A 15,338-nucleotide genomic window follows, 5' to 3' on the forward strand; every position below is an offset into this window, starting at 1 on the left:
CTGTAATATAAATTGAACCGCCGTATACGGAACCGTACGTACGGTGGTGTGAGAGGGGCGAAAATAATTAAATTATTTTCCCTCTACTCGATTTTATTTAAAGGGAGATGAGGAATAATGACATTTATCAGTGAAATTGCTCCACACGCTCAACGGATTCAGAAGGAATATGGTATCTTAGCATCATTGGTCATTGCTCAAGCAATTCATGAAAGTAATTGGGGTAAAAGTGGACTAGCTGTGAAGGGTAAGAACTTATTCGGAATTAAAGGTTCATTTAACGGTCAATTCGTTACGATGAGAACTGCTGAATACAATAAAAAAGGAAATAAATATTATATTGATGCAGCCTTTCGAAAATATCCGTCCTGGTATGAGTCACTTTGTGATCTTGCTAATCTTTATAAAAATGGGGTTAGCTGGGATCGTAATAAATACAAAAAAATCATTGGTGAAACAGATTACAAAAAGGCTGCTAAGGCTGTGCAATCGGCAGGATATGCTACTGATCCAAATTATGCAGCTAAAGTAATTGCTACGATAGAAGCGAATAAATTAACTCAGTATGACGGAAAGAAAGTAGAAAAACCTACCGAAGTAAAACCATCTAAGAAAGTTCATCTTCCGGCAACTGATTCTAGTTGGAGGGTATACCCTACCAATAAAGCTCCTGTGGTAGGTAACGAGATAGGAAAACTTAATCCTAAGAAGTTTGGTGGTCTGTCCTATGATATTCTAGGTAACCCACAAAAAGATGTATATACCATCCAAACTAGAGATTTTGGAAAAGTAAACATTTACGCAGCTCCAAGCACAGGTTCAAAAATAAAAAACGAATAAGATATAATGCGGGTGGAATAAACATAATTTGATTGTCTTAAACAAATATTATAATTGCACCCAAGATTTACTTCAACATTAAAAGTACCTCTCAATCTCGAGAGGGGCTAAATCATTATAATAAAAAAAGCCTTAAACCCATTTTTAGGTAAAAGGCTATCAATAGTGACTAGAAGATATTATTGAACCAACCTCAATTTTAGTGGCTTTAAGACAATAACAGCTATCACCTCTTGCTACTAACTCCCCTATACGATGTAAGTGTTATTGACATTAAAGCCACTTACATCACTATATGGATAAATAGGTAAATTTGATTAGATAAAAACAATATTTTTAATTTTTATTTTAGAATTATTTATTTTATTCTCTTATATTAAGCATAATTTAATTATTTCTTGTATACATTAGTATTGAACCCTCGATTTACTTCCAAGTAAAGAGCCCATCCGTTTGGAGGGGCCTTATATTTCCACAATCATCTCCAATCGGATAATTAAGAGTCCATTCATAAATTAGATTGGGTTTGTATGAATCAAACTCCGGAGTTAATTAATAACCGCCTCCAACAAAAGCAGCACCTACAATGATAAGCAAAATAAATAGTACAACAATCAAAGCAAAAGCTGATCCCATACTTAACACCCCCCATTGATTGTTTATGGTCCTGTAAATGCAATCCCACACGTTCATATTATGTAAATTTATAGAAGGTGTTAGTGGACAAATGTTTAAAAGAGAGAAAAATCGTCATTTATCTAGTAGATTCTTTTCCTATGCATCGACGATCTTTCAAATAATAGATAAAAGTGCATGCTATAAAACATACGCATTTACCGAAGGTAATAACTAAGAGTATGGAGGTTAAACTAAAATATATTTTTATTAAATAGGTATAGGATATATTAAGAATTCCATTCATGTCCATTTCAGATTTTACAATCATTACATATTATTTAAAGACACATAATAAAGGTGGTGATACTCTATGGAATTTGAAGAACGTCGTCATCATAATCCTTTCGCTTTAATCGTTGTTCTCTTCATCCTATTGATTATTGTAGGAGCATCCTTTATGAGCTATGGGTATTAATTTCACGACTCTCCAGCATAATTGGGGGTTGTATGTTCTTAACCACCAAGGAATGTAAAATACAAAAAACATATTACTTTTTTTACTAGTTTAAGAAAAAAAGTGAGTTTTTTGCCTTGGTGAGTTAGGGGTCTTTTGTCTAGACTTCTTAAATGAAGGGAGGATGATTACGCATGGTTTTTTTTCCTAATGAATTTAGAAGAAGAGAGTTTTTCCCCTTTGAATTTGAAAGAAGAGAGTTTTTCCCTTTTGAATTTGAAAGAAGAAGGCGCTTTGAATTTGAAAGAAGAAGGCGCTTTGAATTTGAAAGAAGAAGACGCTTTGAATTTGAAAGAAGAAGACGTAGATTCTATTAAGTAAATGATTTTAAAAAGTGTTTCCAGAGCCCATAGGTAAGAACGAAGCTGCCATAAAAGGCAGCTGTTCTTATTGAACTAAAATTGCAGTTCAATAAGGGTAATGTCTCTTTAGGAAAATAATGTATTTCTTTTTTCATCAATTAAAGGTTCTTTCATTACATTCTTTAATAAATTATTATGTAATTAGTTTTTAAAGGCTTCTTAACTACAATAAGACATAACTTAAGTAAATAAATCAATTGTTGGCTTTTTGTAATGCATCTAGATATGTGCATATTACAAAAAAAAGAAGCATCCGAAAATGCTTCTTTAAAAATTGGACCTTTAGGAATAAAGTGGACTAATTAAAATATATGAAAAATATACTGTTTTGATACTTTTATATACCTAGAAAGAAATATACTTTTTGACTCAAACGCCACTTACAAAGTAGGTGTATTTTTTATGATTTTCATGACTGAAGTAGGTATAATTTAACAACATTATACAAACTTTAATATAGTACCCTTTGTTTGCCTTCTAAGTAAAAGGCCCCTATTCTTCAATAGGGGCTGAATTTTTAATTTGTTCCTGGCGTTCATCTAGTAGCTTTCGAAATTCCTCAATGTCCTCAAAAGTGGCTTGCTTTCTGATAAAGCTACGTGCACGAGAACGATCGCTTATATACTTGGCATGTTCTTTATTCTTTTCTTGCCATTTCTTATTCGCTTCGGTTTGTTTGTTCTTCTCCAAGTTTATTACGCTCCTTTTTTAACTGCTTAACTTTACTTTTCCAGTAGATTTTTCTAATGTAAACACCGACCAATACAACTAGTAAAAAAATGAGTAGAGTCATTAAAAATTTCATTTGTTGTGTGGTATACTTAGTTTTGAGAGGGGGATTATCTCCCCTTCTCATCTTTTTGTTTTCTAGCCGTATCTTTTCAGCTTCTTGTTTCGATTTCGTTCCATCGTGCCAGATTTTGCGAATCGTTACTAAGCTGGTAAGTACGGCTATTGTTATTGCTAAGTATTCCACTTGTTCACATCCTTTCCATACTTTTATAATACTATGCATAGTATTATGTGTCAACATATTTATTCCAATTTACCTAATTTCTTTCAATAATAAATACCATTTCATTTAAGAGTGGTTTTTATTTTTTGAAAAACAAAAGGACTTTTTACCTATTTATAAAATTGGTTAATAAGACTTATATGAGGAGGGGGAATCTTGAGTATTTACTGTCCTAAATGTAAAAAAGTTATTAATGATGAGGACAAACTAATAATGGACTAATTAAATACTTTGACCCACTTAAAAATTTCTTGCAAAATCATATACTCCTAATACTTTATTTAAACATGCTAGGTTAGAGAATATTGGATCTAGACGTTGGGAAATAAAAAATGGAGGTGAAGAGAAACTTAGTAAAATGCATTTTGTCAAGTTTGACAAGGACAGTATCGAACAGCTAGAAAAGATTCTTGTCAAAGAAGAAACACAACTTATTGAAAGTCTTAAAAATGATATTCGCAAAGTAGAGGATATCTCACTTCTTTCTGGGGATGAAATTGAACAAGGTTTTGATGAAAAGTGGGAAGAAGGTACTGTTGAATTTGTTCTCCATCCTTTTGGTGATGATGATGAGAGAATGTTGAGTAAATTTAGATCAATCTTGGAGAAAAATAAAGTTAATACTAAATCATTGAAAATAAAAAGTTATCCTAATGGACCGACTTTTGTTAGTGTTTATTTGAGTAAAAAAGTATTGCAGGAATTTACAGATTTTAATCCTTTAAGAACTGTACATCCCCTTACCGTTGATTTTTTTCCGGAAATCAGAAATTCCCAAAATGAGTCGAATTTTTTGAAGCCTCCTGTTGGGAAAAATGTATCTCAAATTAAAGTGGGGATTTTTGATGGTGGAATTGATCCAACACATCCATTTCTAGTCAACTATGCTAAAGAAAATAAATCCGTAAGTACTGCTCCTATAAAAAAAGGAGTGGACCACGGAACAGCGGTCGCTGGAGTTGTGTTATGTGGTGACTTAAATCAGTATGAAGCCAATTCCTACCTTAATGAATGTGAAGGTAAAAAAATATCTTCCATGGATAAAAAGAAAACTCCGGGTTTTCAAATTTTCCGGATACAATGCCTGCTTTTCGTGGATCGTTAGAGCCGTACGCGAGTAAAATATACCCTACAAAGGTCAGTATTCCTAAATAACAAAGCATAACAGCCCAATTTATTTTGCGCTTGCTCAAATTATTTTCTCCTTTAGAATAAAGCATTTATCATATTTCTAAATACCTCTTAAAATCAGAATATTATAATAGGGATGACCCTTCCTCAATACACTTAAATGTTACGGTTTTTTTAAAACCTCTAGACATAAATGTAGCAGCACCCTGTTGTTAAAGAAGAATAGGGGGGTGCACTTTTTATCGTAAAAAATCAGTTACTAATTCATTTACGACATTCTTTTGTTCTGCAGATAAACAATGAGAACAATTAGGGATTAACTTCGTTTTAATATTAGGAAAACTGGATGCATTCCGGGCGGCTTTTTTTGTTGAAGAATAGACAACTTCTTGTTCGCCGATTAATAAAAGCGTCTCCGGGAGTAGTCGTTCCAATTCCTTTCTTTCAAAAACTTTTGGCACAACCCTTAATTGAATCTTTCCATATTTATATCCGTTAAGAAATTGTTGATACAATATTTCATCAGGATTATTGCCTTTGGCAAACATCCAATTATATAAATCTCTTATAAAGAAAGAATTTCTAAACCATAACGACGGGAACAACTTAAAAGGGAATTTCCAGCTTAATGGTGCAAAACTCATTACTGGTGCTAGTAAAACCAGTTTTTTAACACGATTGGAATTCAAACTAAATTGTAAAGAAATCCACCCTCCCATCGAATGGCCTACTAAGAAAATGTCATCTAGCCCTAGTGCATCAAGAACCTCATTTAGCCAAACATCAATATCCTGGGGAGTTGAAATGGGCTTAAGACATTCACTTTTTCCAAAATCACCAATGATATCAAGTGCATATATTCTAAATTTTTCAGACCAATCTGGTGCGTTAGCAAACCACATAGTTGAACTTACTGTCATTCCATGCATCAATATTAGTGGTGGAGCATCTACAGGGCCGCAAGATATCACATGAGTTTTTCAAAAAGATGTGTCGATGTAAAAGTTTTCTGTGTCAATTTTCCACCGTTCTAAAGAGCGATCATAACAATCATAGTATTTTTGTTTATTAACTTCACTTTTAAATGTTAAGAAAGTCATACGACACCACGCCTTTTAATATATATTTACCATTTGTATTAACAATGAAACAACAGAATTTTCAAAAAAATAAAATGCGACTTAGCTGTATTATTCGATAATACAGCACTTTAGTATTGATATTGTTTTTGAATGGTAGGAAATCGTTAAATATTAGGTATGACAGACCCTAAAACTATACAATTTCTTCTGTTCGAATAGTTGATTTTGCTTTCTTGTTATAAATTTGTCTCCCTGTATAAAAGAAATATATGCTTAATATAGATATAAAGGCCATAAAAAGAAACATGATTGTTCCACTATATACAGATAAAAGAATTCCTCCAAACCATGGTCCAATAAAGTTTCCAAATTCCCCCAAACTTTGCGCCCCGTAATAAGTTCCTCTTAATTCATTTGGAGTTATTTCATCTACTTGTGCATATTCAGCAGGTATAACAAATATTTCACCGAGTGTAAATATGAACATTGAAGCAATAAATCCGATCCAAGTATCAGAAAAAGCAAATCCGCTCTCTCCGATAGCAAATAGAATACATCCAGACAAAATTCTCTGGAATAAACTATATCGTTCAGACCATCTCGTTAATGGAAGTTGAAAGAAAAGAACCGTTAGTCCATTTAAACTCATCAATACTGCAAACAGAGTAACTCCACCAATAATATTGTCTTTTAAATATTGGGAAAGTGTGACTGACATTTGTCCATGGACCGTAGTCAACAATATACCCCCAACGATAAAAAACAATAATGGGACATCACTTCGTAAGACTTTCCATAAAAGAGCAAGGTCTACACTTTCTTCGTCATTAGCTTCTCCTTTTTGATCGTTATATGAGGAGTTCTTTAACATACTAAATAAAACCAATCCGTAAAGCATATAAATGATGGATGTCAATACAAAAGCAATCATGCTTCCACCGATTCCTAATAACGCTCCGATCATTGGCCCAATGGAAAATCCTAAATTTGTAGCAAAATAACGATTAGAAAACATCCGAAACCTTTTTCGTTCTGGTGTTAAATCAGCCATTAATGCTTTAGATATTGTAGCAAAAAACGCTTGAGATAGACCTCTTAATATACTAAAAAAAACTAATAAACTAATTGAGGAAGTCGAGATAAAGCCTATAAAGGCGATACTTAATCCCAACAATGATAGAAGTAATAGCTTCTTTCTTCCGATAAAATCTGATAATACTCCTCCAATTAGACCGCAAAAAGTACCTATTAATGGACCTACACCAATAATAAAACCAATTGTAGAAAAGCTTAATTCCTTTACATTACTTAAATAAATAGCTAAAAAGGGCAAACTCATTGAACTTGTTAGCGAGATAAGAACTGTTCCGAATATTAAGCTATGAACGATAGGATGGTATTCATTTAAATAGATTTTTATTTTATTCATAAATGATTTCTCCTTAACTTTCAAACAGCTCTTTAAATTCATCGGTGAATTCAGTGATAAACTTCTTCCTTAAGCTATAAAAAGCTGGAGTCGAGCTTCCTATAAAATGACTTCTAATGACTCCCACACGTCTTAATTGGGCAATATGATGATGGATGGTGCTTTTTGCTAGTTTCAAATGTTTGTGAATATCAATTAATGTTCTTGGCTTCTTTGCCACATACATTAATATTCTTAATCTTGTTTCATCTCCTATGCATTGCATAAGCTTAATCATTTCTTTTGTTTGATCGAACTCTGCAAGATTCCATGCAGGGTATAAGCAAGTTGCTATTCCATTGAAATAATCTAATATCGTTACAGGATAACAATGAAATTGCGGAATTAAAATTAACCGGTTCAAGCTTTCAGATTGTTCAATCCTTATTCCATTTGTAGCCTCTTCAATTAGATCGATTGGTTGATAAGAGGTAACCTTCTCTCGTTTGTTTTTGGCATCTTGTTTTAAATATGGAAGGATAGCAGGATCAATATTTTTAAAATAATATTCATTCCATTTATGAAGAATCTCTACTGTATTGTCTCGAATCATTCCCAATTCAGTAGAGATCGTATCAACCCAAGGAGCTAATCTTTCATAGATTTCACCTGCTGAAAGTCTTTCGAACCATGTTAAAAAGCCATCAATTGTTTCTTTCTCATCGCATTGCGATATTAATAATACAATACGGTGCAATACTTCCCACCTTTCATCCTCTAATTCATTGATAAAATTGGCTGGGATGTTCGCTTTCGTTTCTTTTATCCATTGTTCTTTTAAGTCGATTGTTTTCAACTTTCGATTGTAAATAAATGTATACAAACTAACAATTAGCTCATATGCTGGAGAATATTCTACCGTCATAGAATAATCTTTATTCATTCGATCACCATCTAACATTTTTAAATAAATTATAGATTATATAGAAAGGTAATACAACAATTATTAAATATTAATGATAAGTGTTTTTTTTTTTTATAGATCTGTGAACCTTTAGACGAAAAAATTAGGTTTCATGACCTCATCTTCGGGGTATTATGGAAAGTTGACACTATATAAGAATGGCTCCAGTCAAAACTTGATGAAAAAGATAATGGGAATGGAAGAAAGAAAAAAATAATGGCCGGTATTTGTTTTATGATTATAGGTGTTACAGCGGTTATGGTGGCTGTCAGCCTACCAGTAGGCGGAATTGTATTCGCGATAATATCGCAAATTTTCACTGAATTTGGCATCGGCTTGACTCATCCAACCACAAGTGCGATAGCGTTGCAGCACGCGAATTCCGGTGAAGAAGGAGAGGTATCTGCCAGCTTACACTTTACTGACGCATTCAGTCCCGGCTTAAGCATAGGATTAGGGGGCGCTTTCATAGCTGTTAGTGAGACTTTGCAATGGGGGTTATTTACTGGGATGCTGTTGGCTTTATCACTTCAACTGTTTTTCGTCATCCTGAGTTTGGCGATTTCCTTTCGAATAAGACAGAAAAATTTTGCTTCTGAAGAGATACAAACGAACTCGATATGATGATGGATAAATTAATATGGATACAGTATTGTCTCAGACAAACTAGATGAACCAGGAGGGAGCATGTTTCGAGACACGATTGACTTTGACGGAAATACTTATCCTTTTGAAATGTAGATAAAAATAATAGTTTTATCCATAAAGCAAAGGAAATGATATACTACAGTTTAAGCGATGAGTTAAGGCTTGAAGACATTTGTAAAGAGGTGGATATGTCGAAATTTCAGTTTATTCGAACATTTAAAGCTGAAACAGGAATTTCTCCGTATCAATTTTCTCTAAACTGCAAAGTTAAGCATGCCAAGCAGCTATAGAAAAAAACAAGGATATCTACTCTGCAGTACCATCATGCGGATATGTTGATTTATCACACTTAAATATACACTTTAAAAGTGTATATGGTAAAACAGCATATGAATTTATGTCTGATATCAGCTGAATATAAGAGAAATCATGGCAAAGACAGTCGCGAATATAATACTGAAAGGATAGTGATTTTACTTTGAAAATTGTTGACACAGAACGACTTACCCTTCGTTTGGAAACAACTAATGATGCAAATTTTTTCCTTGAGCTATTAAATGATCCCTCATGGCTGCAGTTCATTGGTGATCGCGGTGTGAGAACAGTAGAACACGCACGTGAATATATATTAAATGGACCGCTTCGCATGTATGAGCAATTCGGCTTTTGCCTATATTTAGTTGAAAGAAAAGAAGATCAAATCCCGATTGGAATTTGCGGTCTTGTTAAAAGAGACTCGCTAGAAGATGTTGATATTGGATTTGCTTTTCTCCCAAACTATTGGGGAAAAGGATACGCATATGAAGCTGCTTCAGCGGTAATGGCATATAGTATAAATACATTAGGACTAAACCGCATTGTGGCAATCACAACTCAAGAAAATTACGCTTCAGCAAAGTTGCTCGAAAAGATAGGTTTACAGTTTGAAAGATTAGTCCAGCTTTCTAATGATCCTGAAGAGCTAAAACTGTTTGCATATAATAGTCGAACAGACAACGAATAAATTACCAGTGTAAGCATTAAAATACAAAATCATTTTAAATCAATAAACTAATGCATTTATTAAATATTCTTAAGGAACAGTTGTAGAAAAAGAATAGATAAGATTTCAATCGAAAATATTTAAAGTCCAGTATAAAGGAAGCGAAGGTGAAAAAATGAATATTAGAGAAGCGAATGAATTAGATTATCCAGAATTAAGAAACATCTATCTGGAATCACGTCGTAAAAATTTTCATTGGGCGGCTTTAGAAGAAATGACATTAGAAGATTTTGATAAAGATACTGTAGGAGAGTATATAATTGTAGCGGAAGAGGATAATCATATACTCGGATTTGCTTCATTATACTTGCCAGATAACTTCATTCATAATTTATTTGTTCATCCCAATTACTTTGGTAAGGGTGTTGGGGGTCTCTTGCTAAATGCCTCCATCAAAAAAATGAATAAGCCGTTAAGATTGAAGTGTGTATCTGAAAATCATAAAGCGATGAAATTCTATGAGAAGAATGGTTGGAAGAAGGTAAATGAAGAAGGAGAAAAGGAAAAATATTGGGTTATGATTTATGAATAAAATATATACATAATAAATGTAGTAGGTACTTAGCTTCCATCTCTTTTTTAATAGAATTTTTCTAATCTCCCTAAAAGGTTCTATGGGTTTTTATTTTTTATGTATACTATTCAAGATAAAAATCTAAAAATGTGATAAAATATTGAACGGATTAGAACTTTTTAATGGAAGGGAAAAGAATTATGAACATAAATACTAAGAAGAAAGTGAAAGTGTTATGGAAGTTAACTCGTCCTCATACTTTAACCGCCTCTTTTGTACCTGTTCTTATTGGGACTGCTGCTGCAAAATTTTATGATAGTATAGATATTTGGCTCTTTTTAGCTATGTTATTTGCATGTTTATGGATTCAAATAGCTACGAACTTATTTAATGAATATTATGATTTTAAAAGAGGTTTAGATACAGAGGCTTCTGTTGGTATTGGGGGAGCAATTGTACGTGAAGGAATGAAGCCAAGGACGGTATTGCAATTAGCTATTTTATGTTATGCGATAGCAATTGTTTTTGGATTCTACATTTGTATGAATAGCAGCTGGTGGCTTGCATTGATTGGCTTAGTGGGGATGGCGATCGGTTATTTGTATACAGGTGGTCCTCTGCCAATTGCCTATACACCATTTGGTGAATTGTTTGCCGGCTTGTGTATGGGATCTATGTTTATTTTGATTTCATTCTTTATTCAAACGGGATTTATCAATGTTCAAAGTATTCTTTTATCTTTACCAATTGCTATTTTGGTAGGAGCAATCAATTTATCCAATAATATACGTGATATAGAAGAAGATACAGTTGGTGGAAGAAAAACATTAGCTATTCTGATCGGAAGGAAAAATGCAATTTATTTCTTAGCTGCATCATTTGCCCTTGCTTATATTTTAATATTATTATTAGTTTTTACGAATGTAGTCAGTCCATGGGCTTGTGTTGTTTTCTTTAGTATACCAATTCCGATAAGAGCAGTTAAAGGATTTTTAGGAGACGGTCTAGCTGTTAAAATGATTACAGCAATGAAATCTACCGCACAAACAAACACTGTATTTGGATTATTATTTGCGATAGGCTTGTTTATTGGTTGATTTACTTTCTAGGTACTCAAAATAAATAGTTAAAACAGATTGAATTTATGCCAGGATTGGCTAATGAAGAATGCTTCATTAGGCTAGTTCTGGCTTTATTATTTCATGAATGAATGCGGAGGGTACTTTCTTGTAGATGTCATAGAAAGATGCTTTTATTGTGTATATTCTTAATTGGAAAGGAGTAACTTAATAAAAAAAGGAAGTATATTATGCCAATGAAAAATCAATGGTTACTTAATGTAGGGATGGTCTTATTGTCATGGTTGTCACTGCCTTTTTTAGGGAGACGCAACATAAAGAGATTTCTTCCCGCATCTATCCTTATTGTTCTTATAGAAGGGATTAATGTTCAAGTTGGGAAAAAACGCAAATGGTGGGTTTTTTATAATAAACCAAATTCTTATTTTTCAGGAGAATTTCCGTTTAATATAGGTCCGCATCTAGTGGGTTCTATGTGGATATTAAAATGGACATTCGGAAATTTTAAACGGTTTATTTTACTCAATGCTATTGTAGATGCTTTCTTTACATTTCCACTTATAAGATTTTTAAAGAAATTAAAAGTAGCTACATTAGTTCGGATAAATAATTGGCAATTTTTCCTTTATATCTTTTATAAAGCATTTTTATTATATTGGTTTCAATATCTTTTCGAAAATAAGAAGAATATGAAGTAGCTTATAGCATATAGTAGACAGGAAACATGTGAACTTTTCCATATTGGAGTAAGCCAAATATCAAAAAGATCCGGAAAGGTGCCGGATCTTCTAAGGGGGAAGTATCTTGTATTTGGATACATAGCCATTGTATCTATTAAATACTAAGGAATCGTTAATTCATTATTAAGAGTTTGTTAAGTTCTCAATTTTGGTTCTTTGATTTAATTTTATTTATCATACTTGCACCAAATGCAATAATGAAAACGAAGGTTGCAAACCCAAAGCCGATATATGGAATATATTCTTGAAAAAATTTCAGTATTTTCAGCAACCGAAGTAATCCTTTCTGTAATACTTTTAATAAAGTTTATCTATTAGGTACTTTTTTTCATTTTTTTGTTTATAGTATGACCAAAAAGTTTACATAAAAAACATAATAAAAAAACTGCCATTATGGGCAGCTTTACTATTGTATGTACATATTTTTAGATTAAGAAAAAGGATAAAACTCCATTATAAGGATAAAAATAAGCATAAGTAATACCAGAACAGTGAAAGCACCTAATGCTATCTTTTTCATAGGATGACCTCCAATTGTTGATAATCAAATGTTAACAAAATCCTAGAAAATAAGCTATATTTTTTTAGGGATTCATACATTTAATTTGGAGAAATTGATAAAAAATATAAGTATAAGAAATGAAGAGAATTATTATGAATGAGCGAGGAAACTTATCCAATTGCACGATAGGATAGTTCATAATCCGGATTGATCACATTACTTAATAAAGTAATATCAATGAGAATCTCTTTTTTGATTTCTTCATCATCACAATGATTAAAATCTTGTAAAAGACGGCCAAGTTCTTTAATAAAAAGTAAGTGTTCCTCCTCTTGTATCATTAATTTTCCCTCCTAAGCATATAGTCATGTATATTATATAGTAACTATGTACCATAGTGAAGTGAAAATTTAAAAATCCAATTATGTTGTGATAACGGTGAGCTGCTAGATACAAAAGTAATGATAGGTTCTTTAGTTTAGACCTTTCCTAAACCAGAGCAGCTACTACATATTTCTGAATTGATATCATATCCATAACCATCACAAATAGGACATATGGAATAATTTTTATCTACATAAATATTTGAGTAATCTTCATATTCGTTAATCGATTCTGGATTTTGCATTTTATTCTCATCTCCTTTAAAGGGATATATATAATAATCATGCCCATTAAAAGAAAAGTAATGTATTAAATCATCGACAATTTACAATAGGTTCTTTTCGTAAAAGTAAAATGACCCAAACAAAGAGTTATGAACTCTTAGTTGGGTCACCATCTGTTTATAGTTCTCCACCAAACAAAATATTATTTTGTTTTCTAGCAGCCTCGGTGATAGAAAGAACGGTTTCACTTAACTGTTTTAGTTGCACAAAGGCCTTTTGATCCTTTGTTTGGATAATATTTGTAAAAGTTTCAATTTCATAGATCATATCTAGTTCATCTTGTTCTACGTCAAAGGAAGTACGTTTTTTAGATTTATTTTCCACCCATTCGAGAGCAGTAGGGGTTGTGCTGTCCATAATTATCGTACCAGTTTCACCATGAATCTCACTCGGAATGTAGGATTGCGATATTTTTGAACACATGATTGTACAAACAAAATTATCGTATTGTAAGATTAATGTACCATTTCCATCAATCCCGCTTTGAAGGATCGTCGGATGATAGGAAAATTTCACAGGCTTACCAAATAATTTGATTGCGAGAAAAAGTGGATATACGCCTAAATCTACTAATGCACCTCCAGAATATTCTGCTGAAAATACATTTGGAACTTCTCCGTTTAAAAATGCATCATACCGTGAAGAATACTGAATATAATGCAGATTAGCACTCCGTATATTTCCTATTTTCGGCATTTTATTTACTAATTGATTAAAATTAGGTGTATATATATGTCTGACAGCTTCGAACAAATATACCCCATGATCATTAGCAATCTGATAAGCTTCCTTTAATTCATTTGTATTCGAAAAAATTGGTTTTTCACAAATGACATGTTTTTTATGTTTTAAAAGCATTTTAGCTTGTTCAAAATGCAAGGAGTTAGGGGATGCAATATAAACGACATCAATGTCCTGTCTTTTAGCCATCTCTTCTAGATTATTATAGTAATGTGGAGCAGAATGTAGATCAGCAAACTCTTTTGCTTTCTCAAGTGATCTCGAATAAACTGCCTGTAGGTTAAGTTTTTTTGATTTTAAGGCGGATTTGATAAATGTAGAAGTAATCCAATTTGTTCCTATTGTTGCTAATCTCATGTAATTCTCTCCCTTAAAAAATGTTCCCTATTATTTTACCTCTTTCGTAGTATATCGTCATTTTTAATAATAAAGAAAATAAATAATGACAGCGCTAGGCTGTCATTTTGAATCAAAGAACTGCAAAATGGTTAACTTGGATCAACTTCATCCCAGGAAAAAGTTGTTACGCTCGTGTATTCTCCGTGTTCAATTTCTTCGTTTGTTGCCTCTTCATTTAATTCTGGATCATCATCTATTCCAGGGGCGATTTGAGGGGTTTCATTTTTCTTTTTTAACATTTTGTTATTCCTCCTTTTATTTCCCTTATTTAGTTTATCCAGAAAGTAAAATAATATTTTTACCTTTTCGAGATCATTTACATAGTTTCATTGTTCATTTAAAATTTTGAATTTTAAAGTTGCCCTCAAATAGAATAAAATCTCCCATACAATTTATAGGGAGATCTTTTATTATTTAGTCATTTTATTTTTCTACTTCAACATGCACCTCTAGGCCAATTTCTACATTACCTTGAATGGCTCGCGATATCATGCAACTTTTCTCGGCTCGTTCAGCAAGTTGTTCCACTTTTACAACTTGTTCATTAGTACAAACTTTGTACAAAACTACTTTTGGTCGATGAATGATTTTTTTATATGTAATGACACCTTTTATAACCTCAACAATACCTTCTGATTCTTGTGTTAAGCTAACAACAGGAATCTGACGGCGTTCGAGCATCGCAGCAAGTGTAATAATATAACATGTAGCTGCTGCACCAAGCAGCATTTCATCCGGATTTGTTCCTACACCTGGGCCATCCATTTCTATTGGAATGGAAATCTCTGTCTTTAATTTTCCTGCATCAATCACTCCAACACTATTTCTGCCGCCAGGCCAATTTGCTTTTAAATGAAAATGATGTTCTTCCATTTTCATGCCTCCTCATCCATTTATTATACATAATGGCTGTTTTCGTAAAGATTGCTGCTATATCGTAAAATGATAACCTCCAAACAAGCTTGGTTACGGGGCATCTTTTCTAAGTATAATTTATGATCTAACATATATGGTAGTTATTATTAAGTTTTCTTATCAAAAGTAACAGAGTTTTAGAAAAGAGCCTACATA

19 protein-coding genes and 1 pseudogene are annotated in these 15,338 nt (G+C 32.6%); 10 read left to right on the forward strand and 10 right to left on the reverse strand.

The features are described from left to right. The first annotated feature begins 117 nt into the window (after positions 1 to 117). Positions 118 to 840, forward strand: a complete 723-nt coding sequence (locus tag ACQKP0_RS19245) for a glycoside hydrolase family 73 protein (RefSeq protein ID WP_427407455.1) — start codon at positions 118 to 120, stop codon at positions 838 to 840. A gap of 552 nt (positions 841 to 1,392) precedes the next feature. On the opposite strand, the gene ACQKP0_RS19250 is transcribed toward ACQKP0_RS19245, so the two are convergent. Then, positions 1,393 to 1,476 (reverse strand): YjcZ family sporulation protein, encoded by an 84-nt coding sequence (locus ACQKP0_RS19250; protein ID WP_427407576.1) that lies wholly within the window; start codon positions 1,474 to 1,476, stop codon positions 1,393 to 1,395. A gap of 352 nt (positions 1,477 to 1,828) precedes the next feature. Here ACQKP0_RS19250 and ACQKP0_RS19255 point away from each other — a divergent pair, with 352 nt between their 5' ends. Together ACQKP0_RS19255 and ACQKP0_RS19260 are read left to right on the forward strand one after the other, a co-directional pair. Then, positions 1,829 to 1,933 carry a YjcZ family sporulation protein gene (locus ACQKP0_RS19255; RefSeq protein WP_427407456.1) on the forward strand — a complete coding sequence of 35 codons (105 nt, stop codon included), beginning with the start codon at positions 1,829 to 1,831 and terminating at the stop codon, positions 1,931 to 1,933. Positions 1,934 to 2,122: 189 nt separating this feature from the next. Continuing rightward, complete coding sequence (locus ACQKP0_RS19260; RefSeq protein ID WP_427407457.1) at positions 2,123 to 2,293, forward strand: hypothetical protein; 171 nt, start codon at positions 2,123 to 2,125, stop codon at positions 2,291 to 2,293. A gap of 533 nt (positions 2,294 to 2,826) precedes the next feature. Here ACQKP0_RS19260 and ACQKP0_RS19265 read toward each other — a convergent pair. Next, a complete protein-coding gene (locus ACQKP0_RS19265) occupies positions 2,827 to 3,024 on the reverse strand; it encodes a hypothetical protein (protein WP_427407458.1) in 198 nt (65 codons plus the stop codon). Further along, positions 2,993 to 3,310: a hypothetical protein gene (locus tag ACQKP0_RS19270; RefSeq protein ID WP_427407459.1), complete on the reverse strand. Its 318-nt coding sequence runs from the start codon at positions 3,308 to 3,310 to the stop codon at positions 2,993 to 2,995. The genes ACQKP0_RS19265 and ACQKP0_RS19270 overlap by 32 nt, the downstream gene beginning before the upstream one ends. Positions 3,311 to 3,707: 397 nt before the next feature. Here ACQKP0_RS19270 and ACQKP0_RS19275 point away from each other — a divergent pair, with 397 nt between their 5' ends. Continuing rightward, the gene (locus ACQKP0_RS19275) at positions 3,708 to 4,454 is read left to right on the forward strand and encodes a S8 family serine peptidase (RefSeq protein WP_427407460.1); all 747 of its coding nucleotides are present in this window, start codon (positions 3,708 to 3,710) and stop codon (positions 4,452 to 4,454) included. Between the two features lie 265 nt (positions 4,455 to 4,719). Here ACQKP0_RS19275 and ACQKP0_RS19280 read toward each other — a convergent pair whose 3' ends face one another. The 3 genes from ACQKP0_RS19280 to ACQKP0_RS19290 form a co-directional block, all read right to left on the reverse strand. Continuing rightward, a complete protein-coding gene (locus ACQKP0_RS19280) occupies positions 4,720 to 5,451 on the reverse strand; it encodes an alpha/beta fold hydrolase (RefSeq protein WP_427407461.1) in 732 nt (243 codons plus the stop codon). 304 nt (positions 5,452 to 5,755) lie between these two features. Then, complete coding sequence (locus ACQKP0_RS19285) at positions 5,756 to 6,991, reverse strand: MDR family MFS transporter (RefSeq protein ID WP_427407462.1); 1,236 nt, start codon at positions 6,989 to 6,991, stop codon at positions 5,756 to 5,758. Positions 6,992 to 7,004: 13 nt separating this feature from the next. Then, a complete protein-coding gene (locus tag ACQKP0_RS19290; protein ID WP_427407463.1) occupies positions 7,005 to 7,913 on the reverse strand; it encodes an ArsR/SmtB family transcription factor in 909 nt (302 codons plus the stop codon). Positions 7,914 to 8,168: 255 nt separating this feature from the next. Between ACQKP0_RS19290 and ACQKP0_RS19295 the strand changes: the two genes are divergently transcribed. The 6 genes and pseudogenes from ACQKP0_RS19295 to ACQKP0_RS19320 all read left to right on the forward strand — a co-directional run bounded on the left by ACQKP0_RS19295 (position 8,169) and on the right by ACQKP0_RS19320 (position 11,915). Further along, positions 8,169 to 8,558: a hypothetical protein gene (locus ACQKP0_RS19295; RefSeq protein ID WP_427407464.1), complete on the forward strand. Its 390-nt coding sequence runs from the start codon at positions 8,169 to 8,171 to the stop codon at positions 8,556 to 8,558. A 119-nt stretch (positions 8,559 to 8,677) separates the two neighbouring features. Then, positions 8,678 to 8,997 (forward strand): annotated as a pseudogene (locus ACQKP0_RS19300) (helix-turn-helix domain-containing protein); the annotation flags it as partial. A gap of 63 nt (positions 8,998 to 9,060) precedes the next feature. Next, positions 9,061 to 9,585 (forward strand): GNAT family N-acetyltransferase, encoded by a 525-nt coding sequence (locus tag ACQKP0_RS19305; RefSeq protein WP_427407465.1) that lies wholly within the window; start codon positions 9,061 to 9,063, stop codon positions 9,583 to 9,585. A gap of 154 nt (positions 9,586 to 9,739) precedes the next feature. After that, on the forward strand, positions 9,740 to 10,156 hold the full coding sequence (locus ACQKP0_RS19310) for an N-acetyltransferase family protein (RefSeq protein WP_427407466.1): 417 nt from the start codon (positions 9,740 to 9,742) through the stop codon (positions 10,154 to 10,156). Positions 10,157 to 10,338: 182 nt separating this feature from the next. Further along, on the forward strand, positions 10,339 to 11,235 hold the full coding sequence (locus ACQKP0_RS19315) for a 1,4-dihydroxy-2-naphthoate polyprenyltransferase (RefSeq protein ID WP_427407467.1): 897 nt from the start codon (positions 10,339 to 10,341) through the stop codon (positions 11,233 to 11,235). 212 nt (positions 11,236 to 11,447) lie between these two features. Further along, positions 11,448 to 11,915, forward strand: coding sequence for a hypothetical protein (locus ACQKP0_RS19320; RefSeq protein ID WP_427407468.1), 468 nt, complete (start codon positions 11,448 to 11,450; stop codon positions 11,913 to 11,915). A 714-nt stretch (positions 11,916 to 12,629) separates the two neighbouring features. Here ACQKP0_RS19320 and ACQKP0_RS19325 read toward each other — a convergent pair. The 4 genes from ACQKP0_RS19325 to ACQKP0_RS19340 form a co-directional block, all read right to left on the reverse strand. Next, a complete protein-coding gene (locus ACQKP0_RS19325; RefSeq protein ID WP_427407469.1) occupies positions 12,630 to 12,800 on the reverse strand; it encodes a hypothetical protein in 171 nt (56 codons plus the stop codon). A gap of 444 nt (positions 12,801 to 13,244) precedes the next feature. After that, positions 13,245 to 14,225, reverse strand: a complete 981-nt coding sequence (locus ACQKP0_RS19330; RefSeq protein WP_427407470.1) for a Gfo/Idh/MocA family protein — start codon at positions 14,223 to 14,225, stop codon at positions 13,245 to 13,247. Between the two features lie 131 nt (positions 14,226 to 14,356). Then, entirely contained in the window at positions 14,357 to 14,506 is a 150-nt protein-coding gene (locus ACQKP0_RS19335; protein WP_427407471.1) for a hypothetical protein, read from the reverse strand. Between the two features lie 184 nt (positions 14,507 to 14,690). Further along, entirely contained in the window at positions 14,691 to 15,140 is a 450-nt protein-coding gene (locus ACQKP0_RS19340; protein WP_427407472.1) for an OsmC family protein, read from the reverse strand. Positions 15,141 to 15,338 lie beyond the last annotated feature (198 nt).

The sequence above is a fragment of the Heyndrickxia sp. NPDC080065 genome, assembly GCF_050281185.1.
Taxonomy (GTDB): domain Bacteria; phylum Bacillota; class Bacilli; order Bacillales; family Bacillaceae_C; genus Heyndrickxia.

Coding starts and splice junctions, on each gene's coding strand:
- ACQKP0_RS19245 (WP_427407455.1), top strand. CDS start 118: ATGACATTTATCAGTGAAATTGCTCCACACGCTCAACGGATTCAGAAG.
- ACQKP0_RS19250 (WP_427407576.1), bottom strand. CDS start 1,476: ATGGGATCAGCTTTTGCTTTGATTGTTGTACTATTTATTTTGCTTATC.
- ACQKP0_RS19255 (WP_427407456.1), top strand. CDS start 1,829: ATGGAATTTGAAGAACGTCGTCATCATAATCCTTTCGCTTTAATCGTT.
- ACQKP0_RS19260 (WP_427407457.1), top strand. CDS start 2,123: ATGAATTTAGAAGAAGAGAGTTTTTCCCCTTTGAATTTGAAAGAAGAG.
- ACQKP0_RS19275 (WP_427407460.1), top strand. CDS start 3,708: ATGCATTTTGTCAAGTTTGACAAGGACAGTATCGAACAGCTAGAAAAG.
- ACQKP0_RS19285 (WP_427407462.1), bottom strand. CDS start 6,991: ATGAATAAAATAAAAATCTATTTAAATGAATACCATCCTATCGTTCAT.
- ACQKP0_RS19290 (WP_427407463.1), bottom strand. CDS start 7,913: ATGAATAAAGATTATTCTATGACGGTAGAATATTCTCCAGCATATGAG.
- ACQKP0_RS19295 (WP_427407464.1), top strand. CDS start 8,169: ATGATTATAGGTGTTACAGCGGTTATGGTGGCTGTCAGCCTACCAGTA.
- ACQKP0_RS19310 (WP_427407466.1), top strand. CDS start 9,740: ATGAATATTAGAGAAGCGAATGAATTAGATTATCCAGAATTAAGAAAC.
- ACQKP0_RS19315 (WP_427407467.1), top strand. CDS start 10,339: ATGAACATAAATACTAAGAAGAAAGTGAAAGTGTTATGGAAGTTAACT.
- ACQKP0_RS19320 (WP_427407468.1), top strand. CDS start 11,448: ATGCCAATGAAAAATCAATGGTTACTTAATGTAGGGATGGTCTTATTG.
- ACQKP0_RS19325 (WP_427407469.1), bottom strand. CDS start 12,800: ATGATACAAGAGGAGGAACACTTACTTTTTATTAAAGAACTTGGCCGT.
- ACQKP0_RS19330 (WP_427407470.1), bottom strand. CDS start 14,225: ATGAGATTAGCAACAATAGGAACAAATTGGATTACTTCTACATTTATC.
- ACQKP0_RS19335 (WP_427407471.1), bottom strand. CDS start 14,506: ATGTTAAAAAAGAAAAATGAAACCCCTCAAATCGCCCCTGGAATAGAT.
- ACQKP0_RS19340 (WP_427407472.1), bottom strand. CDS start 15,140: ATGGAAGAACATCATTTTCATTTAAAAGCAAATTGGCCTGGCGGCAGA.